The sequence below is a fragment of the Nocardiopsis sp. LDBS1602 genome (assembly GCF_035818715.1).
GTDB classification, from domain to species: domain Bacteria; phylum Actinomycetota; class Actinomycetes; order Streptosporangiales; family Streptosporangiaceae; genus Nocardiopsis; species Nocardiopsis alba.
Genome location: NZ_JAYLVW010000002.1, coordinates 572,195 through 596,548, shown reverse-complemented (window position 1 = coordinate 596,548; position 24,354 = coordinate 572,195). Strand labels below are relative to the sequence as shown.

At 71.2% G+C, this 24,354-nt stretch carries 23 protein-coding genes; 7 read left to right on the top strand and 16 right to left on the bottom strand.

Annotated features, from left to right (window positions below; translation table 11 throughout):
- Positions 1-232 precede the first annotated feature (232 nt).
- Genes U9J66_RS10760 through sigE form a run of 3 tightly spaced genes read right to left on the bottom strand, consistent with a single transcriptional unit; the run spans position 233 to position 2,726 of the window.
- Positions 233-1,306: a sigma-E factor regulatory protein RseB domain-containing protein gene (locus U9J66_RS10760; protein WP_042283150.1), complete on the bottom strand. Its 1,074-nt coding sequence runs from the start codon at positions 1,304-1,306 to the stop codon at positions 233-235.
- Positions 1,303-2,109, bottom strand: a complete 807-nt coding sequence (locus U9J66_RS10755; protein WP_326337616.1) for an anti-sigma factor family protein — start codon at positions 2,107-2,109, stop codon at positions 1,303-1,305. Before U9J66_RS10755 ends, U9J66_RS10760 begins: the two co-directional genes overlap by 4 nt.
- A 2-nt stretch (positions 2,110-2,111) precedes the next feature.
- Positions 2,112-2,726, bottom strand: coding sequence for an RNA polymerase sigma factor SigE (gene sigE / locus U9J66_RS10750; protein ID WP_042283155.1), 615 nt, complete (start codon positions 2,724-2,726; stop codon positions 2,112-2,114).
- A gap of 320 nt (positions 2,727-3,046) precedes the next feature.
- On the opposite strand from sigE, the gene U9J66_RS10745 reads away from it, so the two are divergent.
- Positions 3,047-3,637: an O-methyltransferase gene (locus U9J66_RS10745; protein ID WP_014909692.1), complete on the top strand. Its 591-nt coding sequence runs from the start codon at positions 3,047-3,049 to the stop codon at positions 3,635-3,637.
- Positions 3,638-3,709: 72 nt separating this feature from the next.
- On the opposite strand, the gene U9J66_RS10740 is transcribed toward U9J66_RS10745, so the two are convergent.
- The 4 genes from U9J66_RS10740 to U9J66_RS10725 form a co-directional block, all read right to left on the bottom strand.
- Positions 3,710-5,197 carry a leucyl aminopeptidase gene (locus tag U9J66_RS10740; RefSeq protein WP_326337614.1) on the bottom strand — a complete coding sequence of 496 codons (1,488 nt, stop codon included), beginning with the start codon at positions 5,195-5,197 and terminating at the stop codon, positions 3,710-3,712.
- A 95-nt stretch (positions 5,198-5,292) separates the two neighbouring features.
- Positions 5,293-5,460 carry a DUF3117 domain-containing protein gene (locus tag U9J66_RS10735; protein ID WP_014909697.1) on the bottom strand — a complete coding sequence of 56 codons (168 nt, stop codon included), beginning with the start codon at positions 5,458-5,460 and terminating at the stop codon, positions 5,293-5,295.
- Between the two features lie 371 nt (positions 5,461-5,831).
- Positions 5,832-6,413, bottom strand: coding sequence for a hypothetical protein (locus U9J66_RS10730; protein WP_042283158.1), 582 nt, complete (start codon positions 6,411-6,413; stop codon positions 5,832-5,834).
- Positions 6,414-6,635: 222 nt separating this feature from the next.
- Positions 6,636-7,175, bottom strand: a complete 540-nt coding sequence (locus U9J66_RS10725) for a hypothetical protein (protein ID WP_187294527.1) — start codon at positions 7,173-7,175, stop codon at positions 6,636-6,638.
- 63 nt (positions 7,176-7,238) lie between these two features.
- On the opposite strand from U9J66_RS10725, the gene U9J66_RS10720 reads away from it, so the two are divergent.
- Complete coding sequence (locus U9J66_RS10720) at positions 7,239-7,643, top strand: hypothetical protein (protein WP_326337613.1); 405 nt, start codon at positions 7,239-7,241, stop codon at positions 7,641-7,643.
- A gap of 28 nt (positions 7,644-7,671) precedes the next feature.
- Here U9J66_RS10720 and U9J66_RS10715 read toward each other — a convergent pair whose 3' ends face one another.
- The 3 genes from U9J66_RS10715 to U9J66_RS10705 all read right to left on the bottom strand — a co-directional run bounded on the left by U9J66_RS10715 (position 7,672) and on the right by U9J66_RS10705 (position 10,597).
- Positions 7,672-8,448 (bottom strand): TIGR00730 family Rossman fold protein, encoded by a 777-nt coding sequence (locus tag U9J66_RS10715; RefSeq protein ID WP_187294528.1) that lies wholly within the window; start codon positions 8,446-8,448, stop codon positions 7,672-7,674.
- A gap of 96 nt (positions 8,449-8,544) precedes the next feature.
- Complete coding sequence (gene dapE / locus U9J66_RS10710; protein ID WP_014912867.1) at positions 8,545-9,609, bottom strand: succinyl-diaminopimelate desuccinylase; 1,065 nt, start codon at positions 9,607-9,609, stop codon at positions 8,545-8,547.
- A 151-nt stretch (positions 9,610-9,760) separates the two neighbouring features.
- Complete coding sequence (locus tag U9J66_RS10705; protein ID WP_014912853.1) at positions 9,761-10,597, bottom strand: 2,3,4,5-tetrahydropyridine-2,6-dicarboxylate N-succinyltransferase; 837 nt, start codon at positions 10,595-10,597, stop codon at positions 9,761-9,763.
- Positions 10,598-10,864: 267 nt separating this feature from the next.
- On the opposite strand from U9J66_RS10705, the gene U9J66_RS10700 reads away from it, so the two are divergent.
- A complete protein-coding gene (locus U9J66_RS10700) occupies positions 10,865-11,737 on the top strand; it encodes a hypothetical protein (RefSeq protein ID WP_017533433.1) in 873 nt (290 codons plus the stop codon).
- Positions 11,738-11,938: 201 nt separating this feature from the next.
- On the opposite strand, the gene dapC is transcribed toward U9J66_RS10700, so the two are convergent.
- Together dapC and fdxA are read right to left on the bottom strand one after the other, a co-directional pair.
- The gene (gene dapC, locus U9J66_RS10695) at positions 11,939-13,051 is read right to left on the bottom strand and encodes a succinyldiaminopimelate transaminase (protein WP_026124793.1); all 1,113 of its coding nucleotides are present in this window, start codon (positions 13,049-13,051) and stop codon (positions 11,939-11,941) included.
- 158 nt (positions 13,052-13,209) lie between these two features.
- The gene (gene fdxA / locus U9J66_RS10690; RefSeq protein ID WP_014908468.1) at positions 13,210-13,530 is read right to left on the bottom strand and encodes a ferredoxin; all 321 of its coding nucleotides are present in this window, start codon (positions 13,528-13,530) and stop codon (positions 13,210-13,212) included.
- A 181-nt stretch (positions 13,531-13,711) separates the two neighbouring features.
- Between fdxA and U9J66_RS10685 the strand changes: the two genes are divergently transcribed.
- The 3 genes from U9J66_RS10685 to U9J66_RS10675 all read left to right on the top strand — a co-directional run bounded on the left by U9J66_RS10685 (position 13,712) and on the right by U9J66_RS10675 (position 16,627).
- Entirely contained in the window at positions 13,712-13,957 is a 246-nt protein-coding gene (locus U9J66_RS10685) for a putative acetyltransferase (RefSeq protein WP_041561707.1), read from the top strand.
- 163 nt (positions 13,958-14,120) lie between these two features.
- Entirely contained in the window at positions 14,121-15,482 is a 1,362-nt protein-coding gene (locus U9J66_RS10680) for a hypothetical protein (protein WP_014909873.1), read from the top strand.
- Positions 15,483-15,583: 101 nt separating this feature from the next.
- Complete coding sequence (locus U9J66_RS10675) at positions 15,584-16,627, top strand: site-2 protease family protein (RefSeq protein ID WP_326337611.1); 1,044 nt, start codon at positions 15,584-15,586, stop codon at positions 16,625-16,627.
- 6 nt (positions 16,628-16,633) lie between these two features.
- On the opposite strand, the gene U9J66_RS10670 is transcribed toward U9J66_RS10675, so the two are convergent.
- Together U9J66_RS10670 and mshB are read right to left on the bottom strand one after the other, a co-directional pair.
- On the bottom strand, positions 16,634-17,155 hold the full coding sequence (locus U9J66_RS10670; protein ID WP_241463279.1) for a hypothetical protein: 522 nt from the start codon (positions 17,153-17,155) through the stop codon (positions 16,634-16,636).
- 45 nt (positions 17,156-17,200) lie between these two features.
- Complete coding sequence (mshB, locus tag U9J66_RS10665) at positions 17,201-18,067, bottom strand: N-acetyl-1-D-myo-inositol-2-amino-2-deoxy-alpha-D-glucopyranoside deacetylase (protein ID WP_193789587.1); 867 nt, start codon at positions 18,065-18,067, stop codon at positions 17,201-17,203.
- Between the two features lie 122 nt (positions 18,068-18,189).
- Here mshB and U9J66_RS10660 point away from each other — a divergent pair, with 122 nt between their 5' ends.
- The gene (locus tag U9J66_RS10660; RefSeq protein WP_326337610.1) at positions 18,190-20,370 is read left to right on the top strand and encodes a S9 family peptidase; all 2,181 of its coding nucleotides are present in this window, start codon (positions 18,190-18,192) and stop codon (positions 20,368-20,370) included.
- Between the two features lie 73 nt (positions 20,371-20,443).
- On the opposite strand, the gene U9J66_RS10655 is transcribed toward U9J66_RS10660, so the two are convergent.
- Both U9J66_RS10655 and U9J66_RS10650 read right to left on the bottom strand, forming a co-directional pair.
- Positions 20,444-22,474: a serine/threonine-protein kinase gene (locus U9J66_RS10655; protein WP_326337609.1), complete on the bottom strand. Its 2,031-nt coding sequence runs from the start codon at positions 22,472-22,474 to the stop codon at positions 20,444-20,446.
- Between the two features lie 34 nt (positions 22,475-22,508).
- Positions 22,509-24,299 (bottom strand): kinase, encoded by a 1,791-nt coding sequence (locus U9J66_RS10650; protein ID WP_326337608.1) that lies wholly within the window; start codon positions 24,297-24,299, stop codon positions 22,509-22,511.
- Between the last annotated feature and the right edge of the window lie 55 nt (positions 24,300-24,354).

Sequence of the window (24,354 nt, the reverse complement as noted above, 5' to 3'; positions counted from 1 at the left end):
CGACGCGGCTCGTTCCACTCGCCCGGCCGTCCCTGAGGACGGTCTCCGGGTGCCCATGCGGGGTCCACGGGCGGCGGCACGGCCGGTCGGGACGGTCCGCCGTTCGGCGGGGGCGGAGGCGGGGTGCCTCGGCCCTCAGAGGGTTCCGAACGGTCGTTCTCCTGACTCAAAGACCTGCTCCGTACGTCGGTTGGCTTTCGGCTCGGCACACGCTCCACCGACCGGGCGGGTCCTACACCAGACCCAGCCGGGACAGACCTCTCCGGACCCTGGGCCAGAACCCGGAGGACTCCTCCGGACCGGGCAACGCCGTCACCGCCGATGAGGCCAGGCCCGCGGGGGCGTCGGCCAGGACCGTGTAGACGAAGCCGTCCGCCTGCCACATGCTCTGGTACTGGCCCACGCCACCGCCGAAGATCGTCTCGTGTCCCCTTGTGACGCCTTCTCCCCCCGTACCGGTTCCGGCGTATCCGTTCCGATCTGTGGAGGGATGTGCCTCCCCCAGCTTGCCACGCTGACTGAAGACGGAGATCTGGGACAGACCATCCGAATAGATCGTGTGGACGACCCGCTCGCCCCCGTGGTCGGTGGATCGGGCGTCCACCAATCGAAGGTTCCAGGTGAGGTACTCGGGCAGCTCCCAGCCCGCGTCACGCAGCCTGTTCCGTTCGCCGTGGTCGAGGTCGTCGCCCCAGGGCGAGCCCCCCTCGGCGTTCTCGGGCCACCCCTCGGTGTCGAAGCGCAGGTCGGTGAGGCGGCTGCTGAAGGCCACCTCCTCCGCCCGGTCGTAGACCACGCGCCCCAGGAGCAGGGCGGTCTCGGAGTCCACCCAGAAGCGTCCGGCGACGGTGGAGTCGGACCGGCGGGCCTCGACCAGACGTGCCCGTCGCCCGCCGATCGCGTCCACGCCCACGTCGGTGACCATGTAGGTCTCCTCCAGCATGGCGAGAAGACGCTCGTCGAGGGTGTCCAGGTCCGAGGAGTCGCGCACGACGAAGGCTCCCTCCTCCGTGCCCGTCGGGGACATCGCCAGTCCCTCCCCCGGCCGGTTGACCACCCGCACGTCGAGCCCGTCCCGCAGTGCGCCCTCCGGGCCTCGGAGTTCGCGGACCGCGGTATAGGCGACCTCCCCTTCGGCGTCGGCGGCGTCGCGCAACACGGGCATGCCGTCGTCCTCGCCCTTGGCGGGGACGGCCGTGGGCGCGGGGTGCGCGCCGGCGGTGAGCAGCAGGACGCACAGCGCCAAGAGGAGGATGACGGTGACGGGACCGGATTCGGAGCCGGAGGAGGTTCCCCAGACCCTCACCGGGTCGTTTCCGTCGACTCCGAGGGGACCTCGGGGTCGAACGAAGGCTGTCGGTCGCCCACCGGCCGGACCGGGTGGGAGGTGGCCGGACCGGGGTCGACCACGGGTATCTGCCGGCTGGTCACCGCGTGTTCGACCGCGTAGTCGGACAGGCGCGGTTCGACCACCGGGGTGTCGTCGGAGCCGTCACCGCCCGCGATGAACGCGCTTCCCAGCAGGGTCGTGGCCACCGCCAGACCCGCGACGGCGTAGCGCCCGCCGGAGAAGGAGGGCAGCAGGCCGGAGAAGCCCTCGCCCTGTCGCGCGGTGCGCGGCGGAACGTGGCGTTCGGGTCGGGTCCGCGGCTGTTCGCGACGTGTCCCCTGTTCTTTCTCGACCACCGTGCCCTTCACCGCCGGGGCGGCCTCCGAGAAGGCCTCGGGTCCCCGGGCGGGACCCGGGCCGTTCGGCATCGGCGGCCCACCCCCCGGGAACCCGCCGAGGGGCCGGGAGGATCCCAGTGGTGGGCTGGAGCCGAAAGGGCCGCCGCCCGGAGGTTCCTGTGGTCCGCGCCCTCCGAGACCGCCGGAGGGGCCTCGGTCCCAGGGACTCTCGCCCCCGGGGCGGGCCATGAGACGGCCCATGAAGTCCATGTCGGGTTCGGGTTCGCCGAGCCCGGTGAGGCGGCGTTTGAGCCGGCGCATCATGTCGGCCTCGAACCGGCACGACTCGCACTTGGCCAGGTGGATGAGGGCGCGTTCGTGTTCGGCGGCGCCCAGTTCCCCGTCGATGAGCGCGGACAGGCGCTCTCCGAGGTGGTCCATGCTCACTCCGCCTCCCCGTTGATCACGTTCGCTCCGTCGCGGGCCCGTTCCTCGGCCGCGAGAGAGCGCCGGTGTTCGAGCGCGCGCCGTAGCTGGGCGCGGCCCCGGTGGATACGACTGCGAACCGTGCCGAGCTTGACGTCGAGCGTCGCGGCGATCTCCTCGTAGGAGAGCCCTTCGATGTCGCACAGCACGACGGGGGCCCGGAACTCGGCGGGGAGGGCGTCCAACGCCCCCTGGATGTCGGCGTCGAAGTGCCGGTCGTCGTAACGCTGGGCGGGCGAGGGCTCACGGCCCTCGAGACGCTCGTCGGCGTTGTCGGCCAGCCCCTCGAACCGGATCCTGGCCTTGCGTCGGGCCATGTCCAGGAAGAGGTTGGTGGTGATGCGGTGCAGCCATCCCTCGAAGGTGCCGGGGGTGTAGTTGGCGAGGGAACGGAACACCCTGATGAAGACCTCCTGGGTGAGGTCCTCCGCGTCGTGCTTGTTGCCGGTGAGCCGATAGGCCAGGCGGTAGACCCGGGGCGAGTGGACCCGGACGACCTCTTCCCAGCTCGGCGGCTCCCACTCCTCGAACGCGACGGCAGGGCCGGTCTCTGGCACCGCTGCTCCCTTCATCCCGCTGAACGACCGATCGAGGGCTGCTCTGGGGGGAGTTGCTTCGTGACGATCAACGTACTTTCATCCCGATTCAACGTCGGGAGACGCCGTTTAAGTTCCCGCCGCCACGCTCGGAGTTTCGGGCCGGATCAGGCTAGGCTTTCGACCAGGGAGACTACCTGGCCGCTACCGCCATTCTACGGTGGGTGACGATCCCCCGGTCAGAACGCACGCCCCCTTCGTGAAACTGGGCATGGGAGGCCGTCATCAGCGCTGAAGAGAGCGTCGCACGCACGACGTGGGTCCGGACCGAGCAGGAGAGGTTCGAGGAGAACGCCATGGGGGACGGCCCTCTGGCCGACGCCTACGACGCCGGGGTCCGCTCGGCCGCGCCCCCGGTGGACGCCGCCACCGGGGCCGCGCTGAGATTCCTGACCGCCGCGATCGGCGCGCGTTCGGTGGTGGAGGTCGGCACCGGCTGCGGCACCTCGGGGATCTGGCTGCTCCGGGGTATGGCGCCGGACGGGATCCTGACCACGGTGGACGTCAACGCCGCCTACCAGGACTACGCGCGTTCGGCCTTCGGCCGCGCGGGTTTCGGCGCCGGACGGGCCCGGTTGATCCGCGGGGTCGCGTTGGAGGTGCTGCCCAGGCTCACCGACGGCGGATACGACATGGTCTCGATCGACGCCGACCCGGTCTCCTACCCCTCCTATCTGGAGGAGGCGCTGCGCCTGCTGCGGCCGGGCGGGGTGGTGGTCTTCAACAACATGCTGGTGACCTCGGGTGAGCCCGACGGCCCCCTGCGCGTGCCGGACCCGGCGGAGATCGCGATCCGCGAGGTGATGCGTCGCATGCGGGAGGACGAGGACTTCATCCCCTTGCTGGTGCCCGTGGGCGAGGGCCTCCTGGCCGCCATCCGCCCCTGAACGCCTCTCTCCCCGCGCACGGGAACGGGGTCCGGACGATGTGATCGTCCGGACCCCGCGAGAGAACGTCCGTCAGCGCTCGGCGAGCCAGCGCAGCAGGGTCCGCGTGGTGAAGGCGGTCCCGCCCTTGCTCAGCAGACCGCTCTCCTTCATGGAACGGCCCGGACCCGCGATGTCCAGGTGGGCCCAGGGCAGCCCGCCGGTGAACTCGCGGAGGAACAGCGCGGCGTCGGTCGCCCCGGCCGGGCCGAGTTCACGACGTGTCCCGATGTTGGCCAGGTCGGCCACCCGGGACTCGGTCGTGGGCACGTACTCCTCGGTGAGCGGCATCCGCCACAGCGGCTCGCCCGCGGCGTCGGCCGCCTTCGTCAGCTCCGCCGCGACCTCGTCGTCGTTGCTGTACAGGGCGCCCATGCCGGTGCCCAGCGCCACCTTGGCCGCGCCGGTCAGGGTGGCCACGTCCACCAGCAGATCCGGCTCCAGCTCGGAGGAGGCGTAGCCCAGGGCGTCGGCCAGGACCAGACGTCCCTCGGCGTCGGAGTTGAGCACCTCGACGGTCTTGCCCGTGTAGGTGGTCAGCACGTCGCCGATACGGGTGGCGTCGCCGGAGATGGAGTTCTCCGCCAGCGCCAGCAGACCGGTGACCTTGGTCCGAACACCCAGGTCCCGTAGGGCCGAGAGGACCGCCAGGACGATCGCCGAGCCGCTCATGTCGGTCTTCATCAGCGACATGTTCTCGTTCGGCTTGAGCGAGAGACCGCCGGTGTCGAAGGTGATGCCCTTGCCCGCCAGGACCACGTGCCCGACGGGGTTCTCCGGGTTGTAGGTCAAGCGCACCAGACGCGAGGCGCGGGACGAACCCTGACCGACGGCGAGGATCGCGCCGAACCCCTCGTCCTGAAGGTCCTTCTCGTCCCAGACCCGGACGGAGAGCTCCGCCTTCTCGGCCACCTCCCGGGCCCGGGAGGCCATCCACTCCGGGTCCTTGGTCAGGGAGGGGGTGTTGATCAGGTCCCGGGCCAGGGCCGTGGCCTCGGCCAGACGAGCGCCCCGGGTCAGGGCCTCGGCGACGGCGTCGGTGGCGCCGACCACCTCGATCCGTTCGGCGGGGCGCCGGTCCTCGGGAACCGGCTCGGACTTCATCGTGAACGTGTAGGAGGCCAGGAGGGCACCCTCGGCGAAGGCCGTCGCGGCCTCAACGTCGGCGCCGGGCCAGGCCAGGGCCACACGTCCGTCGCCCCGAGCGGCCCGGGCGAGGACGGCGCCGGCCTTCCGGAGGTCGGCGGGGCTGCCCGAACCGACTCCGAGAAGGGCCAGACCGACCAGGCCCCCGTCCCGGGACACCGGGAACCGGGAGAGCTCACCGGGTGCTCCGGTGAGCGAATAGTGAGCGAACAGCTCGGTGAGCGGGGCCGGAAGGGCCGATGTCAGTCCGCCGTCGGCGACACCCTCGGCCGCCTCGGGGCCTTCCCCTCCCGTGAGAACGGGGAGGACCAGCAGGTCCGCGGTGGATTCGGCGAGGGTCCCCGGCCGGGGACGGATCTCCGTGGCGAAAGGCACAGCCGCTCACAATCGTTCGCTCGTCATGGGAGGTGTGGAACCTCGGGGGTCATCGGGGCGTTCCGGCCCGGTGGGGGAGATTCGATCGGTCGGAGTTACCCGACGACGCCCTGGAGCGCGTCACGCAGTTCGGTCGCCTCGTCGGGCGTCAGTTCGACGACCAGACGGCCTCCGCCCTCGAGCGGTACCCGCATGATGATGCCGCGACCCTCCTTGGTGACCTCCATCGGCCCGTCACTGGTCCTCGGCTTCATCGCCGCCATGCCATTCCCCTTTCTAGGTGTTCCTCGTGTCAGGGCCGCCCCACGATGTCGGCGCCGATCCACGTGTGTGTCCCGGATCCGCGGCCGTGGGCCGGGTTCGTGTGACTCGTGCCCATGTGACTTAAGGGACGTGAATCACTCTTCGCCCATTATCTCGGAGGTCGGCCCGTGTATGTGCGCCAGGCGACAGTCGGACCGCCACCGATAACGAGGAGGCTTCGATCAGTAAGGTTATATCGATCCCGCCCGACACCCGATCTCGACGAGCGCGTTACGCGCTCCGACGGCCCTGTCCTCAGGGGTTCCGGTGGTGTTCGGACGTCTTCCGGAAGAAGGGATCCGGCCGAGACCGGGGTCCGCCTCGCGCGTTCTCAGTCCAGGGTTCCGGTGGAGACCATGCGCGTCCCCTCGCGGGTGATCGAGGCCCATTCCGCGTTGAGTCCCGGGCCCGAGTCGGGCCACAGGGTCAGTTCGGCCTCGTCCACGCAGCGTTCGTCGGGGTCGGCGATCTCGGTGTAGGTGTACACCAGTCGGTCCCCGTCGCGCGCGGACAGTTCCAGCGTGCCGGAGCAGGAGAAGGTGGTCCAGGAACTGGTGCCGCGTTCGGCCCCGTCCTCGATCCGCACCTCGGCGTCCCACTCCGCCACCGGTCGGCCGTCGGTGTCGACCTGGTTCATCCGCCCCGACCAGGACCCGACGAACTCCTCGGGGTCGGAGGTGACCGTGGCCGGCCCCTCGTCGGAGGGGCCCCACAGGGTCCATGCGGCGGCCGTTCCTCCGGCCGCCAGCACGAGCGCGAAGGTCACCACGGCCAGCCGGGTGAAGCGGCGCCGACGCTTGCCGGAGTGCCGGTTCGAGCGGGGCGGCGGCCATAGGGACATCTGGCGCACCGGGGTGGGGGAGCTCCCCGATCCGTCCTCCTCGCCCGCCCTGAGTTCGGCTGCTGTGTCCATCCTCGCCATCCTCACCGATGGTCCGCCCCGCTCCGGCGGAGCGGGGGTACGCATGTACAGCGAACGAGAATAGAGCACACGGACCACCCCCCTCGGACCGCGAGGGGGGTGAGGGTGTGACGCACGGCATCCCGTTCTCGGCCGCGTCGAGGCGTGTCACGGCTCTTCCGCGCCGCTCACCGGCAGGGTCCGAGCCGACGAACGCGCCGTTCGGGAGACGGTTCAGGGACGCTCTTCGCCCCGGCCACCGCCGACGGTGGCGCCGTCCCCCTCGGGGGCGTACTCGGCCGGGTCCACGGGGGCCTCGACCCGGTCCGTCCTCGGCTCCGTCGCCTCGGCCTCGGCGGCCCGCTCCACGTTCGCGTCCTCGTCCTTCGGCGTGATCTCCTCGACGCCCTCCGGGAAGTCGCCCGGCAGGTGGGCGCCGGGCGCGGGGCCGGTGCCCTGCGGCACGTAGGAGGGGTCGAGGCGGGCCAGACGCCATTCCAGGTCCGCGATGCGTTCCTCACGCTCGCGCAGGGTGGAGGTCAACCTCAGCAGCAGGGCGTCCACCGCCCGCACGTGGTAGCCCCACAGTGACAACGGCAACAGCAGGCCGGACAGGTCACGGGAGCCGACCGGGCGCCCATCGGGCAGGTCCAGTGGGGGGAAGTCGGCCTCGAACCGGGCGAGCCCCCCGCCCTTGCCGAGTACGACGTAGACCACTCCCACGAGGACGGCGAGCGCGGCGACGGCGACCAGGATCATGATGAAGTAGGGCACGGCTCCGATCGTGCCACACACGTCCCCTGTCCCGGGAGTGCCGGAGCGTGGGAGACTCGGCGGGTGCCGAACGAACCCTTCCGAGTCCTGACACCCGAGGACCTCGCGACCGCCGAGGGCTCCTCCGCCGACCCGGTCGTCTCCCGCGCGATCGACGCCGGGCGCCGACCGTCGAGGGCCCGGGTCGAGGAGTTGGCGGCGTCGGGCACCCCGGTCCTGGTCCGCTGCGACCCGGCTCCCGAGACGAGTGCCGCCCCGACCGAGCCGACCACCGTCCCGGCACCCGCCCTGGCGGGCACGGTCCCGGTGGAGGCGGCCGAGGAGGTCGCGCTCGCCTCGGTCTACGCCTGGGCCGGTGCGCGGGTGTTCGTCACCGACCATCCCGAGCGGGTGCGTCGGGCCCTGGACATGGTCGCGTCGATCCGAGGCGAGCGTCCGCCCGCCGCCGTCCGCCGCGGCCTGGTCTGAGCCCGGCCCCGCCCTTCCGTCTTCCGGATCAGCTCGACGGGCCGGGGCGGTCCCGCTCGAACGTGTCCTCCAGGTGGCGGTGGGACCGCTGGATCACGGAGATCACCTCGTCGGGATCGTCGGTCATGTACAGCAGGTCCATGTCCTGGGGCGAGATGAGGTTGTGCTTGAGCAGGCTGGACTCGACCCAGTCGCGCAGACCGCCCCAGAACTCGGTGCCCACGAGCACCACGGGGAAACGCGTCACCTTCTTGGTCTGGACCAGGGTGATGGCCTCGAACAGCTCGTCCAGGGTGCCGAACCCGCCGGGCAGTACCACGAAGGCCTGCGAGTACTTCACGAACATCGTCTTGCGGACGAAGAAGTACCGGAAGGTGACGCCCATGTCGACATAGGGGTTGAGGGACTGCTCGAAGGGCAGCTCGATCCCGAGCCCGACGGACAGACCGCCCGCCTGCTGGGCCCCCTTGTTGGCCGCCTCCATCATGCCGGGGCCACCCCCGGTGATGGTGGCGTAGCCCGCCTCCGCGAGCCGGGCCCCGACCTGCTCGCCCAGCCGGTAGTACTCGCTGTCCGGCCGGATCCGCGCCGAGCCGAAGACGCTCACCGCGGAGGGGAGCTCCGACAGCAGCCCGAAGCCCTCGACGAACTCCGACTGGATGCGCAGTACCCGCCAGGGGTCGGTGTGCACCCAGTCGGTGGGGCCCCTGCGGTCGAGCAGACGCTGGTCGGTGGTGGTGGCGGGGATGGCGCTGCCGCGGTAGGTGAGCGGTCCGGCGCGCCTCACGTTCTCTTCTTCCGTCATGCACGTAAAACTATCCGGACGGAGGCGCCTCACACCTGAATCGCGTGTGACCCGCGGGTGGCCACTGATGGCCGCCGCGGGTCACGCGCTCGGGGGTCAGTCCCGGGCGGTGAGCCAGGCGACCATGCGCTCCTCGGCCTCGCGGATCTGCGAGATCGTCGCGTACTCGTCCCTGGTGTGGGCCAGCATCGGGTCGCCAGGACCGTAGTTGACGGCGGGAACGCCCAGCTCGGAGAAGCGGGAGACGTCGGTCCAGCCGAGCTTGGCGCGCGCCCGGCCGTCCCCCACCGCGGTGACGAACGCGGCGGCCGAGGGGTCGTCCAGTCCGGGGCGGGCCGGGGCGGCGGAGTCGGTGAGGGTCACCTCGAAGCCGGCGAACACCTCGCGCAGGTGCGCCTCGGCCTCGGCCGGAGAACGGTCCGGGGCGTAGCGGTAGTTGACCTTGACCACGCACTCGTCGGGGATGACGTTGCCGGCCACGCCGCCTTCGATGAACACGGCGTTGAGACCCTCGTGGAAGGCCAGACCCTCGACCTCGGGCTGTCGAGGCGTGTAGGCGCGCAGGACGTCCAGGATCGCCCCGGCCTTGTGGACGGCGTTCTCGCCCTTCCAGGAGCGGGCGCTGTGGGCGCGCTTGCCGGTGGCCTTCACGTCCACGCGCATGGTGCCCTGGCAGCCGCCCTCGATCATGCCGTCGGTGGGCTCCATGAGGATCGCGAAGTCGCCGGCCAGCCACTCGGGGTGGTTGCGGCTCAACCGCAGGAGGCCGTTGAGGGAGGCGTCGACCTCCTCATTGTCGTAGAAGACGAAGGTGAGGTCGTGGACCGGCTCGGTGACCAGGGCGGCCAGCTTGAGCTGGACGGCCACACCGGCCTTCATGTCCGAGGTTCCGCACCCGTAGAGCCGGTCGCCGTCCACGTGGGAGGGCACGTTGTCGACGATCGGCACGGTGTCGAGGTGACCGGCGATCACGACACGACGGTCGCGTCCCAGTTCGGTGCGGGCGACGACCGCGTCGCCGTCACGGGTGACCGTGAGGTGGGAGAGGGTCGACAGCGCGTTCTCGACCGCGTCGGCGAGGTTCTTCTCGTCACCGCTCTCGGAACGGATGTCCACGAGGGCGGCGGTCAGGTCCGCCACGTCCGAGGTCAGGTCCAGCATGGTGTCGCCCCGTTTCACTGGGTGTGGGTTCGCGTCCTGTTCGGTGCGTGCGCGCCCCGAGTGCGCGGCAGGCACCTGGAACACCCTAGAACACGCGACGGGGCGCCCTCCCACGTGCGGAAGGACGCCCCGGATCCGAACGCGTCGGACGTCAGGCGTTGACGCCGTGCTCGCGCAGGAGGTCGTTCAGGGCGAGCTTGTCGTGCTCCTGCCCCTCCTCCAGACGCTTGAGCACCAGCAGCACCGGCATGCCGAAGTCGCCGCCGGGGAAGCTCTTGGTCCGGTTGGCGGTGACGCACACCGACCAGGCCGGGGCCTCGCCGCGCGCCAGTTCCTCACCGGTCTCGGCGTCGAAGACGCGCGTGGAGGAGGTGAGGATGGTGCCCGCGCCGAGCTTGGCGCCCTTGCGCACCCGAGCGCCCTCGACGACCATGCTGCGCGAGCCCAGGAAGGCCTCGTCCTCGATGATCACCGGGGAGGCCTGCGGGGGCTCCAGGACGCCGCCGACGCCCACGCCACCGGACAGGTGGACGTTCTCGCCGACCTGCGCGCAGGAACCGACGGTCGCCCAGGTGTCGACCATGGTGCCCGAGCCGACGTAGGCGCCGATGTTGGTGAAGGACGGCATGAGGACCACGCCGGGGGCCAGGTAGGAGCCCCAGCGGGCGATCGCGCCGGCGACGACGCGGACACCGTCGAAGCGGGTCTTCAGCGGCATGCGGTCGTGGTGGTAGAAGTCGCCGACCGTCGACTCCTTCATGTCCAGGACCTTGAAGCCGAGGAGGATGGAACGCTTGGCGCGCTCGTCGACCACCACACCGTCGGTGGCGGGGTCGACGAAGGCCACACGGGCCTTGCCCTCGTCGATCTGGTCGATGGCGCCGGTGATGATCTCACGCGCCTCGGAGTGGTCGGGGGTCAGTTCGGAGCGCCGCTCCCAGAGTTCGTCGATCTGGTCGGGCAGCGGACTGGTGTACGAGCTGGTCATGTGAACCCACGTTAGTCGCTCATCGGGGGTGGGCCGTATCCACCCCGCCCACCTGTGGCGAGGGATCGGTCACCGGGGCGGCCCCGCCTCGGGAAGCCTTCCTATGAGTCTTCGTAGCTCCTACTACAATGCGGCCGAGGCCCGCCGGCCGCCCTCCTCACGGAATCCCTCCGAAGGATCTCCCCGGCGGCCCGGCGCACGGCCTCGGCCCCGCACGCCGCGGGGGCGATACGTGCGTCCCACCCGTCGCCGACCCTTGGTTCGCCCGTGCCCAGTAAACGCAGGAAGTTCTCCGCGTTCGCCAAGATCCTCCTCATCCTGACCTTCGTCTGCTCCCTGTTCGTGGCCGGCGCCTACTACGTGCTGACCACGTTCGAGCCGTTGAACACGGAGGAGGCTCCCGAGCCCGGATGCCGTCTGACGCTGTCGGACGGCACCTACGACCTGGAAGCGGACCAGGCCGTGAACATGACGACCGTCGGCGGTGTCGCGTACAGCCGGGACCTGCCCGAGGAGGCGGTGACCGTCGCCTACGCGACCGTGTGGCAGGAATCGCGCTTCTACAACATCGGGTACGGGGACCGGGACTCGGTGGGTCTGTTCCAGCAGCGCCCGTCCCAGGAATGGGGCGACCCCGAGGAGATCATGGACCCGGTGTTCGCCAGCCGGTCGTTCTACGACGCGCTGATCGAGGTGGACGGCTGGGAGGACATGCCGGTCTACGAGGCCGCGCAGCAGGTGCAGCGCAGCGCCCACGGGTTCGCCTACGACCAGCACGAGGCCCTGTCCAGGAGGATGGCCGAGGCATTCACCGGCGGCGAGGGGACCGACGTGACCTGCTGGTTCGACGCGGAGACGGCGGAGGCGCTGCGCGAGGGCGAGGCCGACACGGCCGGGGCCGAGGAGGAGATCGCCCGGGTGTTCGGCACCGATCCGGCCGTCCTTCCGGTGGACTCCGAGCCGAGGACCGGCGACCTCGGTCGGGCGATGGCCCAGTGGGCCGTGACGCACGCCGAGGAGTACGGTCTGTCCTCCGTGAGCTACGAGAACCTGCGGTGGCGCGCCTCGGACGGCATGGACGGCGCCGAGCAGTGGACCGAGCTGGAGGAGGGCACCGACGGACGCCTCGTGCTCCGCTAGTCGACGCCCCAGGATCCGCCCGCGGAGCGGCTGCTCGCGCTGGGGGCGACCGCCGTGGGCGAGACCGTCACCGACGCCCAGGGGGCGTTCCGGGTCATGCGCGACCCCGAAGGGAACGGAGTTCTGCCTGGTCCGTCCGACCGGACGTCCTTGAGCACCGCCGGACGCCGGGGAGACCCCGACGCCCGGACGGGCCTCACATCACTTCGCCAGGCGCTCGACGGCGGCGTCGACACGCTCGTCGGTGGCGGTGAAGGCCACCCGTACGTGACCTTCGCCCGCCGTGCCGTAGAAGGCGCCCGGGGCGACCAGGACGCCGCGTTCGGCGAGCGCGCCCACCGCCCCCCAGGAATCGTGGTCCGGGTGGCTCGCCCACAGGTACAGGCCGGCCTGGGAATGCTCGATCCGCCAGCCCGCGCCCTCGAAGGCCGCGCGCAGCCGGGCACGGCGGGCGCGGTAACGCTCCTTCTGCTCGGCCGCGTGGGCGTCGTCGTCCAAAGCCGCGCGCATGGCCGCCTGGACCGGGGCGGGAACGATCATCCCGGCGTGCTTGCGCACCGCCAACAGTTCCGCGACCAACTCGGGGTCGCCCGCGACGAAGGCCGCGCGGTACCCCGCGAGGTTGGAACGCTTGGACAGCGAGTGCACGGCCAGCAGGTTCTCGTGCGAACCGCCGCAGACGTCCGGGTGCAGGATCGAGATCGGCTCGGCGTCCTCCTCCCAGCCCAGGTCGAGGTAGCACTCGTCGGAGGCGACGATGGCGCCGTGCTCGCGGGCCCAGGCCACCACCTTGCGCAGGTGGTCCTTGCCCAGGACCCGCCCGGTCGGGTTGGCGGGGGAGTTCACCCACACCAGTCGTACCGGAGCCGGACCGAGCGCGGTGAGGCCGTCGGTGGCCACCGGGGTGGCTCCGGCGATCCGCGCCCCCACGTCATAGGTGGGGTAGGCCAGCTCGGGCAGGACCACCGTGTCGCCCTCGCCCAGGCCGAGCAGGGTCGGCAGCCAGGCCACCAGCTCCTTGGAGCCCACCGTCGGCAGCACCGCGCCCTCGGCCACGCGCACGCCGTGGCGGCGCTCCAGCCAGCCCTGGATGGAGGCGCGCAGCTCGGGCGTCCCCCAGGTCAGCGGATATCCGGGCGAATCCGCGGCGGCGGCCAGCGCCTCGCGCAGGTTCGCCGGGACCGGGTCGACCGGGGTGCCGACGGACAGGTCGACGATGCCGTCGGGGTGGGCCGAGGCCGTCGTCTTGTACGGCGTCAGACGGTCCCAGGGAAAGGTCGGGAGACGATCGGTCACCGGTCGCCGTTCACCCATCGGGGCGTTCTCCATCCTGTTCGGAAGCTGTGGTTCCTTCTCCGCACAACAGCGTCGCGCCGACCCCGCCTCGGGGATCGGCGCGACACATCACGCTCGGGGCAGGCCTCACGCCCACGCGACCTCTGCGCCAAGGGGATGCGTTGGCGTAGCGTCGCTCACTCGGCCTGCGGAGGAAGCTTGGCGACGATCGGGTGGTCGCGGTCGATCTTGCCGACCTTGGAGGCGCCGCCCGGCGAGCCGAGGTCGTCGAAGAAGTCGACGTTGGCCTTGTAGAACTCGGACCACTGCTCGGGCAGGTCGTCCTCGTAGTAGATGGCCTCGACGGGGCACACCGGCTCGCACGCACCACAGTCAACGCACTCGTCCGGGTGGATGTAGAGCATGCGGTCGCCCTCGTAGATACAGTCCACGGGGCACTCGTCGATGCACGCCTTGTCCAGAACATCAACACAGGGTTGCGCGATGACGTAGGTCACGTCGTACTCCTTGTCTCACCCCCGCTCACCCACGGGGGAGGCGGGGACCTTCAGAGTTCCCGGGGCCACGATCGACGTGCGGGCGTCGCCCGTGCTCCCGGCTCTGCAAGCTATTGGCACAGATGTCGTCGTCCTAGTATGGCGCCGGACGACATTCGGCGCACACTCGGGGGCGGGAATCATGCACTTGCGGGGCCGGCTGGTCCACAGAATCACACGGGACGACGTCGGTCGGCGCGTCTCCCTGCGAATCACCCTCCCCGAAGGGGGCTTCACCGATATCGTCGGTGTGGTGGAGTCCTGGTCCGAGGGGATCCTCACCGTGCGACGCAGGGACGAGTCGACGGTCGAGGTCGCCGAGAACGCCATCGTCGCCAGCCGTGTCGTTCCCCCCGTACCCCCACGACGGCGGGGTGAGCGTCCCTAGACCCCACATCACGGCATTCTTCACCCTTTCCCGGGTAGGAGAGGCTGAGCCCTGTCGACGGCGCCCCCCAACCGTGACCTCGGGCCGACAACGAAGCACCGTGCCCGGACGTCCTGTTCCCCGGACGGACGGGCCCTAGGCACGCGGGGAGGTGGTGCCCACCATGAGGGAGGCGGTCGCGTCGGCTCTCGCCGAACTGGCCCGTAGGGACGAGCGGTCGGCGGAGATGGCGGCCATTGCACTGCACACCCTGGCCCCGGAGCAGGATCTCGAACGGCTCCATCAACACGCCGTCCAGCGTCTCTGCTGGTACGAACTCCCCCTCAGGTTCCAGAACTCCCCCGAGGACCGTCGGCTGGCCGTGGGTTCCCTGGGGCGGCTGTTCCAACTCCTCGAACTGTTCCGCTACGCCGGTGTCTGTTCCTCCCCCGAGACCGCCGCCCTGCTGGACCTGTACGAACGCGACCACAACGCCGCCCTGGCCATGTACGAGCGGCTCATGTGGGAATCCGGGGTGGAGCCCCCCGACCTTCCCGAACTGACCTGGGGCACCGCCGTCGGCGACGTGGAACTGACCGTGCGCGGCGAGACCGCCGCGGCCCTGGAGTTGGCGGTCTCCCTCGGTGACATCCGGCCGGGCAAGCGCGGCTGGCGACCCGCGCAGGAGCGTTTCGCCCGCTCCTTCCTCACCCAGCCCGACCGGCACGGCCTGAGCCGGCTGGACCGGATCCGCGAGGAGCGTGTCCGCGCCTGGCTGGGCTCTTCCGCCCACCCGCACCGGCAGCACCTGTGGCCTCTGGTCGGACAGATCATCGCCGGAGCGGACACCCCCAGGGACGCCGAGACCGCCATGGCCCCGCTACGCCGTCTGCTCGATCTGGCGGCGGAGGGCATCTCCCTCACCCAGATCGGCTACATCTCCCCCGGCGTGGTCAGACTCATGTGCGAGGACTTCGGCTGGCGCACCACACCCGACCCGCCGCGCAACGAGACCGACGCCACCCAGCTCATCGCTCTGCACCAGGTGCTGAGGTCCATGCGCGCGGTCCGTCGATCCGGACGCCGACTCGAACTCACCCGCCGCGGCAGGCGGCTGCGCGAGGACCCCGATTCCCTGTGGGTCGCCGCCACCGAGGCCCTGGGACGGGGCGGCGGTCTGGAACAGGCCGCCGCGGAGACCCTTCTGGGGCTGCTGCTGACCCGCTCCCCTCAAGGACTGGGGTCCCACGCCCGGCGGGGCACCTCCGACGCCGAGGCCGCCGAGCGGGTGCTCACCGAGTCCGGGTGGCGTCCGTTCGAACCCCCTGTGGCCTCCGGCCGGCACGCGGCCGCGCACCGCCGCACGGCCGAGAACTCCTCCGATCGGATACGCGCCATGGTGATGGCCGTGGGCTGGTTGTTGGAGGCGCTCGGGCTGGTCGTGGGGGACGAGAGCGTGGGCCGTCGCGAACTGACCCCGGTGGGACGATCGTTCGCCCTGGCCTGTCTGCACAGGTCCGCGGTGTCCCCTCGCGCCGTCGTCTGACCCTGCCCGTACGACCACTCCGCGTGAGGGCACCCGCTGCGCGGAGCTCGAAATCAGGGCCTAACCTGGAGCGCGAACCACCCGCGACCAGCAGGAGCCTCATGCCCACGCCCGAGTCACCCCAGCAGACGGAACCCGAGAACACGACCGTTCCCGACGCCGAGGACCCCGGCAGCGGCGACGAGGCCCGCTCCGCCGATCCGTGGTCCCGGATGCCCGAGGACGCCCTGAACAGATCGGGGGTCGGGGCGGACGAGGACGGCGGTTCCGAGAAGGGACGCGAGGGCGACGCGACCGCCTCCGATGAGTCCGGTGAGACTCCCGAGAGCGCGGAGTCCGACACCCCCTCGCGGGGACCGGCCGACTTCCTGCCCAGCCCCCTCTTCCTGCTCGTCCTGGGCCTGGCCGGGTTCGCGGGCTGGCTGTCCTGGCGCGCCGTGGAACTGGACTGGGCCGCCGACGGCGCGGCGGTCACCCCGTTCATCCCGCCCCTGCTCATCCTGCTCGGCTGGATCGTGTCGGTGGCCGTGCACGAGTTCGCCCACGCCCTGGCCGCCTACCTGGCCGGCGATCGTTCCCTGCGGGGAAGCGCCTACCTGCGGCTGAACCCGTTCGGATACCGGCAGGCCTTCGGTGGCCTCGTGCTGCCCACGGCCTACCTGGGGCTGGGCGGCTTCGGTCTGAACGGGCCCCCCACCTACGTGGAATGGGAGAACATCCCGGGTCGCGGTCGCCGGGTCATGGTGGCCCTGGCCGGACCGCTGGCGAGCCTGCTGCTGTCCGCGGTGCTGGCGTTCACCGTGTCGATCCTGGTCCCGGCGGGCCAGGACAGCGTGAACTGGGCGATCTCCTCGATGGCCTTCCTGGCCTTCGCCAACATGACCAGCGCGGCGGTCAACCTGCTGCCGCTGCCCGGCCTGGACGGCTACCACGTCCTGGCCGCCTTCCGCGGCACGCGCTGGACCGCGTTCGTGGCGGCCAACGGCCTCTTCTGCTCGATCGCCGTGTTCGCCGTGCTCTGGCTGCCGGTGGTCCGGGACCTCTTCGACGACCTGTTCTACGCGTTGTTCGAGCTGCTCCTGCCCAACCCGGCCATCACCGGGATGATGTTCCACGGCGAGCTGCTGTTGCAGTTCTGGGGCTGAGCGGGCTCAGTCTCCGACGGAGCGGGGCGGATCGGCGGGAGCGTCGATCCGCCCCGCTCCGTTCTCTCCGGTGGTGGGCGCGGGCGGCCACTGGAAGGGCGCCGCGCTGCGCACCACACCGAGGGCCAACGCCACCATCGAGCCGAACAGGAAGACGTAGTTGACGATCGCGTCGGGGAAGATGATGTCCCCGCCGGGCAGATAGCCGATCATTCCCATCAGGGACAGCGCGAAGCCCGCCGAGAATCCCAGTGCCCCGGACTGACGGCGGCTCCCCCAGCCGGCCAGCCGGGTCAGCGCGTACAGCGCCACCAGCAGGAGCAGGACCCCCGCGACGGCCTTGACCTGGGCCAGGCCGCCCAGGGGCCACTCACGGGCGAACCAGGACACCCCGAAGCCGGACAGGACGCCGGTGGCCGCCCCTGTCGCCATCAGGACCAGGAACGACAGCACGGTCACCGTCGGGGACACGAACGAGGGCACGGGACGGCGGCCCTGGGGCTGTGGGGTGGAAACAGGTGTGCTCACGGAAACCGAGGGTAGGCGCTCGGCGGACCGTGGCCGGCCCGAAGCTCACAGACCGGCGAAGAGGTCGGTCTCGTAGCCGTCGGGGCCGGGCTTGGGGGGAGTCCCCATCAGCAGGGTGAAGTACTCGACCGCGTCGATCTCCTGGGCGATGTCGTTGGAGAGGGCGAAGCGCTCCCCCTCGACGGTGATCTGGGTGGCGTGCGCGCGCATCGCCAGGGCCTTGGCCGCCCAGTGGTCGGTGGCGTCGATCCGGGTGGTGACGATCGAGTCCGGGGTGCCTCGGGCGATGTCGGAGACCCGACTCGGCGGGGTGAAGGGCCCCGCCTCCTCGTTGAGGCGGGCGATGGAGGCCTCGATCCGGGAGACCGGCTGCGCGATCGCGTAGAGCCTCTCCACCTTCCAAGGGGCGCCGGGGAGGGTGCGCTCGCCGGCCTTCGCGCAGGCGCGGCGGGTGACCCGGTGGGCCTGGATGTGGTCGGGGTGCCCATAGCCGCCGTGCTCGTCGTAGCTCACGAGCACGTGGGGACGGACCTCACGGATGATCTCGGCGAGCAGGGCGGCCGGCTCTTCGACGTCCACGCCCCAGAAGGCCTTGGGGTGACGGTTCGTGGGGCCGCCCATCATCCCGGAGTCTCGGTAGTGCCCGGGGCCGCCGAGGAAACGGTGGTCCCGCACCCCCAGGGCCCCGCAGGCCTTGTCCAGCTCCCCGATCCGGTACTCGCCGAGTCGGTCATCACGGTCGGAGGTCAGGTGGGCCAGTTCCGGCGGAATGACCTCCCCCTCCTCGCCCAGGGTGCAGGTCACCAGGGTGACCCCGACCCCCTCGGCCGCGTACTTCGCCAGCGTGGCACCGGTGACGATGCTCTCGTCGTCCGGGTGCGCGTGCACCATCATCAGTCGCCTGTCCATCACCCAGCGAACAATACCCCCCGGACCAGGCCTTCCCTGAACAAAGGCCTGAATTCGACCGGTCCGCTCCCCGGGCGTCGAAGCCGCCGCAGCGCCCCGTCCAGGTGATGGGACACAATCGGCCTATGAGCTTTCCTCGTCAACAGGCCCGGACCCAGCGCTTCACGATCGGGGTCCCCCGCAACTTCCAGATCTCCCCGGACGGGGAGAGCGTCACCTTCCTGCGCGGCCGGAACGGCACCGACACGGCGACCTGCCTGTGGCGGTACACCCCGGAGAACGGCGCGGTGACCGTGCTCGCCGACCCCCGAGAGCTCGGCGCGGACGACGAGAACCTCCCCCCGGAGGAGCGCGCCCGCCGTGAGCGGATGCGCGAGCACGGCGGCGGCATCGTCTCCTACACCGTCGACGACGCCTTCACCCGCGCCGTGTTCACCCTGTCCGGTCGCGTGTTCTACGTCGACCTGGTCGGCGACGACACCGCTCCGCGCGAGCTTCCGGTGGCCACCCCGGCCGTGGACCCGAGGATCGACCCGGCCGGCGACCGGGTGGCCTACGTGCACCAGGGCGCGGTCCGGGTCATCGACATCACCGACAACGGCGACGAGGACCGGGACCGGATCCTCGTGGAGCCGGACGGCGAGCACGTCACCTGGGGTCTGGCCGACCTGGTCTCCGCGGAGGAGATGGGCCGGGTCCGCGGCTTCTGGTGGTCGCCCGACGGCGCCTCCCTCGCGGTGAGCCGCGTCGACGAGTCCGAGGTGAACCGCTGGTTCGTCGGAGACCCGAACCGCCCCGATCGGGAACCGCAGCCGCTGCGCTATCCGGCGGCGGGCACCGCCAACCCGGACGTGCGGCTGGCGGTCGTCTCCGTCCCCTCCCCCACCGCCTACCGGGCCGACGGCCGCCCCACCCCCGCCCCGATCGAGTGGGACCGGGAGGCGCTGCCCTACCTGCCCACCGTGGGTTGGACGACCGGCCCCGACGGGAACCCCACCCTGATCTTCACCGCCCAGAGCCGCGACCAGCGGACCCTCACCCTGTTCAGCTCCGACCCCGCCACCGGACTGGTCTCGGCGGTGCGCACCGAGAGCGACGAGGTATGGGTGGAGCTCATGCCGGGTGTTCCGGACTTCACCGCCTCGGGAGCCCCGGTGTGGATCGCCCGTGAGGAGGGCACCGGCGCCCGTCGCGTGTACGTGGGCGAGAACGCCGTGAGCGCCGCCGACGTGTACCTGCGGGGCGTGGTGGACGTGGACGGCGACCGGGTACTGTTCTCCGGCTCGCCCGAGGGCCGCCCCGGCGACCTGGCGCTGTGGCTGGCCGACACCCGCGAGGGCACCTGCCTTCCGGTGGAGGTACCGGGCGGCGGCGAGGGCGGTCTGCTCTCCGGGCGCCTGCGCGGCGACACCCTGGTGCTCCAGCACCGTTCCCTGGACTTCACCGGGGTGCGCACCCACGTGATCCGCGGCGCGAGCACCGAGACCCGCCGCACGCACGGTGAGATCGAGAGCCTCGCCGAGACCCCCGAACTGCCCGAGCCCCGGGTCGAGACCTGGTTCGCCGGCGAACGTCGCGTCCCCACCTCGCTGCTCCTGCCGTCCTGGTGGAAGGAGGGCGAGGGATCCCTGCCGGTGCTGATGGCCCCCTACGGCGGCCCCCACGCCCAGCGGGTGCTCAACGCGCGCGGCGCCTACCTGACGGCCCAGTGGTTCGCCGAGCAGGGCTTCGCCGTCCTCATCGCGGACGGACGCGGCACCCCGGGCGTGAGCGTGGAGTGGGAGCAGGAGGTCCACCACGACCTGGCCGGCCCGGTGCTGGACGACCAGGTGGCCGCCCTGGAGGACGCGCTCGGCCGGTTCGACTTCCTGGACGCGACCCGAGTGGGCATCCACGGCTGGTCGTTCGGCGGCTACTTGTCCGCGTTGGCGGTCCTGCGCCGCCCGGACGTGTTCCACGCGGCGGTGGCGGGCGCCCCGGTCATCGACTGGGCGCTGTACGACACGCACTACACCGAACGCTACCTGGGCACGCCTCAGGAGCAGAAGGAGGTGTACGAGCGTCTGTCGCTGGTCTCGGACGCCGCAGAACTGCGACGTCCGCTGATGCTCGTCCACGGGCTCATCGACGACAACGTCGTGTTCGCGCACACCCAGCGCATGTCGGAGGCCCTTCTCGCCGCCGGCCGTCCGCACACCGTGCTGCCGCTCGCCGGCGTGACGCACAGCCCCGCCGACCCGGTGACCGCGGAGAACCTGCTGCTGCTCCAGGTCGACTTCCTCAAGGAGAACCTGAAGGGCGCCTAGCGCGCACGGGCCCCGGTGCCGTAACGGCGCCGGGGCCCGTCATCTCCGAAGAGGCGGGGGCGCCGCCTGAAGATCACGAAGGTTCGTCCCGGATCTCGTCCGCGGTGGGGACGTAGAGGTCGATCGGTTGATCGAAACCGGCGAACTCGACGCGATACCCGTGTTCGACGGGTCTCCCGGTGTCCGGGTCCGTTCCTCCCGGCGAGACGTTCTGATCGAAGTACAACGGATACCCGGCCTCATCGACCCAGAACTCCAGTGTGGCCTCCACGTCCCCGTAATCCAGGTAATCCTCTTCGATATAGGTGCCCGTATATCGATGCCCCGGCCGCTCCAACACTTGGCCATAGGCGAAGAACTCGTCGGGGAGAAACTCCGTCGGGGTCGTACCGGTGCCCTCGTAGATCAGATCGACCGGTTCCAGATAGGCGAACACCACGTCGAGAAGCTCCTCCCAAAGCTCTCGGGGGTGCTCCGGCGCGCTGGTCCCGTACCCGTCCGACCGGTAGTACTCGCGCTCCGGCGCTTCACCGGGGTCGAAGGACGTGTTGGAAAAGTACACGACATCGTCCAGACCCTCCCCCAGAGCCATGCTCCCGCCGGTGATCATGTAGTTGTTCACGAGGATCGCGGGGACCGGCCCCCCTGTCTGAACGTAGTAGCCGGCGGGTCTGTCACCGAGACCACTCGCGTATACGAAGTCGTAGGTGGTGAAGCTGTCGGCCTCCAACGCCAGAGTGAAGGCCTCGGCGACCACGGCCGTACCGTCCTCCGGGTCCACGTCGATGGCGAGGCCGGCCTCCTCGGGCTCCTCGGCGGCCGCCTCCTCGGCCGGAGCGTCGTTCCCGAGATACCAGACCCCTCCCGCCGCCAACCCGCCGACCAGCGTCAACGTCCCCAGAGCGGCGACGAGGCCCTTGGTCCCGCCCAGGACTCCGAGCAGCCCACCGCCACCGGTCGCGCCCGCGCCGAGCGACCCTCCGCCGGCCGCGGCGCCACCGGCCTTGCCCACGGCTCCTCCCGCCACACCCGCGGCGGACACCCCCGTGGTCGCTCCGGTGCCCGCGCCGGCGCCCAGGGTCCCCGCCCCGGCCACGCCCAGACCCGCCGCGGAGACGGTTCCCAGCGCGGCGGCCCAACGGGCCGGGTCGTGACCGGCCGAGTCCACGCCGTGCCAGTAGTCGGCCAGCATCCCGCGCAGCGCCCGCTGCGTACGGGCGCGGTCGGAGTCCGGCCCGGCCTGAACGTTCGACTCCATCGTGGCGGGCGGCAGCAGAGCGGTCAGGAGGTCGAACGCGGTGGGCCGTTCGGCGGGGAGCACCGACAGCGCCCGCTCCACCAGGGACAGCAGCTCCTCGGGGACCCCTTCGACGTCGTGGTCGCCCGCCTGGACCCGTGCGGCCAACTCCGCCGCGTCCCCTTTCCCGAAGGGGGCGCGGCCGGTGGCGGCCAAGGCCACCAGCCCGCCCCAGGCGAACACGTCCGCCGCCGGATCGGCGACGGCGCCGGTGTAGCGTTCGGGCGCGGACCAGCCCGGGGTCCCGTAGGAGGCCGAGGCGTCCCGCTCCGGGTCGGTGCCGACCTCGACCGCGATACCGAAGTCCACGATCTTGGGCCCGTCCGGGGCCAGGATGACGTTGCCCGGCTTGATGTCGCGATGCGCGATCCCCGCCGAGTGCAGGGTGGCCAGCCCTTCGGCCACGCCCAAGGCGAACGTGCGCAGCATGTCACCGGTCAAAGGGCCGAACTCGCGCACGTGGCGACGCAGATCCCGGCCGGGCACGTAGTCGAAGGCCAGCCACGGCACCGGCGCCGTCGGGTCCGCGCCGTGCACTCGGGCGGTGCTGACCCCGTCGGCGCGGCGCAGCATCTCGACCTCTCGTGCGAACGCCTCCCGATGTCCGGGCCGATCCGCGTACTTCGCGTGGACGGTCTTGAGCGCGACGCAGAGGCCACCGGGGTCCAGCGCCGCGTACACCACGCCCATCCCTCCCGCCCCGATCCGACCCAAGAGCCGGTAGGGGCCGATCAGACGGGGGTCGGTCTCGGAGAGCGGTTCGAGGCCGGGCGGCAGGCCCGGGTTCTCGGTGGGGGATGTGCTCATCGTTTCCCTTCACGATGACGGGGGTGTTCCGAGCTCAGGGTCCGAGCTCCGACTCCTCGGGGACGTGGATCTCGCGGGGCTCGTGGAAGATGTAGTCCCGCTCCTGGTCGAAGGTCGTGTCCGGATGCGCTGGGTTCTCCGGATAGATCACACCGGACGCCTCGATGCGCAGCGGGTGGCCCTGGTCGTCGATCCACAGGTCGAAGTCCACGACGGTCTCGCGGGCCTCCGGCCTCTCGGTCGGGTCGACGTAGGTGCCGCTGTAGTGGTGGCCTTCGGTCGCCTCGAACACCAGACCGTCGCTGATGGTGTCCTCGAAGCTCGTTTCGTGGGGGACCGGACTCAGACCCAGGTACTCGATCTCCGCGCCCGGCTCCAGGATCCATTCGAGCGGCCACTGAGCCTCCTCCCACAGCTCCGTCCCCGTGGCGGACCCTCCTTCGCTCCGGTGATAGTCGATGTTCCCGGTGTCGCCCGTCGCGGGGTCGATGATGCCTTCGACCTCCTCCGCCAGGTCGGTGCCGAAGCGCAGACTCACCGAGGCCCCCATCGGGTGGTAGTTCATGTTCCGGACCGCCCGGACCGGCTCCTCGGTGTACTCCAGGACGGCGACCGACGGACTTCCCCCCTCGTCGATCCTGAAGTGCTCCCGGTACAGGAGGTCCGAGGCCCCTCGAACCAGTTCGAGCGCCTCGGCGACCACGGCCGCGCCGTCCGTGGGATCGCTTTCGACGGCGAGGGTGGTCCCCTCCTCGGCCTCTCCGGTCCCCTCGGATCCTCCGTCCGAGGCCGCGTCCTCCTCTCCTCGTGTGTCCTGTGATCCGGAGCCGGTCGGGCTCAGGGCGCCGAGCGGACCGCCGGAGTCGTCTCCGCTCCACAGCAGGCCGCCCACCAGCGCGCCCACCAGCACGACCGAGGCCGCGCCCACCACCACCGGTGTGCGCGACCGGCGGACCCGACGCGGTTCGGGGGCGCTCACCCCGGTCCACGAGCCGGCCAGAAGGTCGGAGACCGCTCGCCCCAGGTCACCTCCGGATCCGGGCGTGAGCTCCTCCAGCAGCCGGAGCGCGGTGGGCCGTTCTCCGGGTTCCCTCCGCGACGCCTCGCCGATGAGCGAGGCCAGGGGGTCGGAGACGGCGCCCGTAGCGGGATCGTCCGTCATCATTCCGGAGGGTTCCGCGCCGGTGGCCGCGTAGCGCATCAGGAGTCCCCAGGCGAAGACGTCGGCGGATCCGTCGACGGCCCCCTGTTCCGGGGCCGCCCAACGCCCGTCGCCGAGCGGGCGGCCGGTGGCGGAGGAGATCCCCGGATCCACGATCTTCGGGCCCCGTGGGGACAGGACGACCCTGGACGGGTCCAGGGCGAGGTGGAGGCCGCCGAGGGCGTGCCAGGCGGCCAGGGCCTCCGCCGTCCCCGCGGCCAGCGCGGTGAGCGTCTCTCCCCGCAGCGGACCGTGTTCGGTGACGTGTTCTCCCAGGGTCCGCCCGGGAACGTACTCGGTGGCCAGCCAGGGCTCGGCGGCCTGGAGGTCGGCGTCCCGGTACCCGGCCAGGCACAGGGCCCGAGCGCGGGAGAGTCGACCGGCCTCGGCGGCCAGACGGGCCCGCACGTCGGGGCCGTCGGCGACCTCGGCGGGGAGGAGTCGGACCGAGGCGAGGGCGCCGTCGGCGGCCTCCGCCAGCAGGGTCGCGCCCGCCGCGTCACGACGGATCACGCCGAGCGTCCGGTAGGGGCCGACCCTCTCGGGGTCCTTCCTCCCGAGCCCCACGACTCCGGGGGGCAGGTGACCGCGATCGACGCGGGCGGTGGGTGTGGGCGACGTCATGGATCGTCCTGTTCCGTTAGGGGTGAAGGAGGTACGGGTTCTCGATCGCGGTGGG